At 66.4% G+C, this 908-nt stretch carries 1 protein-coding gene; it reads left to right on the forward strand.

All coding sequences use genetic code 11. The features are described from left to right. Nucleotides 1-908 (forward strand): autotransporter domain-containing protein (locus IVB32_RS28550; protein ID WP_247412077.1); only part of this gene is annotated, 908 nt, incomplete at both ends.

Here is a 908-nt window from a genome sequence, read left to right on the forward strand (position 1 = left end):
TGACGGCGGCATCGACCTATCTGGTGCAGATATCGGGCGCATCGAGCGACATGACGGTTGTGACCGGCACCGCCAACCTTGCGGGCAAGGTCACGGTCGATCCGCTGGCGCGCATCAGCGCAACCACCACCTACACCATCATGATCGCGGGCACCGTCAACGGCACCTTCGACACGGCGGGCGTTCTCGCCGGCAACAGTTTCGCCCGCAATGCGCGGGTGAGTTATGTCGGCAACGAGGTATTACTGACGGTCGATCCCGGCCTGCTGTCGCCGAACCTGCCCGCCAATGCCAATATCAACCAGAAGAACGTCGCGGCCGGAATCGACAATGCGCTCCTGGCCGGCGCCAACATGCCGGCGGGCTTCAACGCGCTGTTCGCTCTGACCGGCTCCGGTCTCGCCACCGCCCTGACGCAGGTCTCCGGCGAAACCGCGACCGGGTCGCAGCAGTCCACCTTCAATGCGATGAACCAGTTCATGGGGGTGATGACCGATCCGTTCGTCGCCGGACGCGGTGACGGTGCAACCGCCGGCGGCAACGCAACCGGTTACGCCGACGAGCAAGCGCTCGCCTATGCCGCGAGGAAGCGCAGCCCGAACGACGCGCTGGCGGCGATCTATACCAAGGCACCAGCTGCGGTGCCGTTCCAGCAGCGCTGGAGCGTGTGGGCGGCGGGCTTCGGCGGCTCGCAGAAGACCGACGGCAACTCGATCGCCGGCTCGAACAACACCAGCAGCAGCCTCTATGGCACCGCTGTCGGCGCCGACTATCGCATCTCGCGCGACACGCTGGTCGGCTTTGCACTTGCCGGCGGCGGCACCAATTTCAGCGTCGTCAACGGCGGCGGCGGACGCTCCGACCTGTTCCAGGCCGGCGCCTTCGTGCGTCACACTATCGGCGCCGCT

This window comes from Bradyrhizobium sp. 23 (assembly GCF_023073295.1).
In the GTDB taxonomy this organism is placed as follows: domain Bacteria; phylum Pseudomonadota; class Alphaproteobacteria; order Rhizobiales; family Xanthobacteraceae; genus Bradyrhizobium; species Bradyrhizobium canariense_D.